The sequence below is a fragment of the Microbacterium sp. B35-04 genome, from assembly GCF_010634885.1.
Classification (GTDB): domain Bacteria; phylum Actinomycetota; class Actinomycetes; order Actinomycetales; family Microbacteriaceae; genus Microbacterium.
The window spans coordinates 1-803 of record NZ_MWLP01000168.1 but is presented as its reverse complement, the minus strand read 5'-3'; the positions used below and the strand labels follow the sequence as shown (position 1 = coordinate 803).

General features: G+C 69.0%; 1 protein-coding gene. It reads left to right on the top strand.

The window, feature by feature from the left end; all coding sequences use genetic code 11:
• Positions 1-803: cobalamin-dependent protein (locus B1729_RS20280; protein WP_204318982.1), on the top strand; the 803-nt coding region annotated here is incomplete at both ends.

Genomic DNA, 803 nt, shown 5'->3' with positions numbered 1-803 from the left:
CGGCGAGCGGTTCGGCGCGGGCGAGATGCAGCTGCCGTTCGTGCTGCAGTCCGCCGAGGTGATGAAGACCGCGGTGGCTCTCCTCGAACCGCACATGGAGAAGTCGGATGCCTCGGGCAAGGGCCGCATTGTGCTCGCGACGGTCCGCGGCGACGTGCACGACATCGGCAAGAACCTCGTCGACATCATCCTCACCAACAACGGGTACGACGTCGTAAACCTCGGCATCAAGCAGCCGATCGGCGACATCATCGCCGCAGCCGAGGAGCACAACGCCGACGTCATCGGCATGTCGGGTCTGCTCGTGAAGTCGACGGTCGTCATGAAGGAGAACCTCGAGGAGCTCCGCTCCCGTGGCCTCGGCACCAAGTGGCCGGTGATCCTCGGCGGTGCGGCGCTCACGCGCGCGTACGTCGAGGACGACCTGGCGAGCCTCTTCGACGGCGAGGTGCGCTACGCCCGCGACGCCTTCGAGGGCTTGGCCCTCATGGAGCCGCTCGTGAAGATCGCGCGCGGCGCCGACCCGGCGTCGGTCGGGCTCCCCGCGCTGAAGAAGCGGCGCCATGCGGCCGGGTCGAAGCTCACACTCACCGAACCCGAGGCGATGCCTGGGCGATCGGACGTGGCATCCGACAACCCCGTGCCCGCGCCGCCGTTCTGGGGCACGCGCATCGTCCGCGGCATCGCGCTGCACGATTACGCCGCGTTCCTCGATGAGCGCGCGACCTTCATGGGCCAGTGGGGTCTGAAGCCCGGCCGCGGCGAGGACGGCGCGTCGTACGAGCAGCTCGTCGACACCGAGG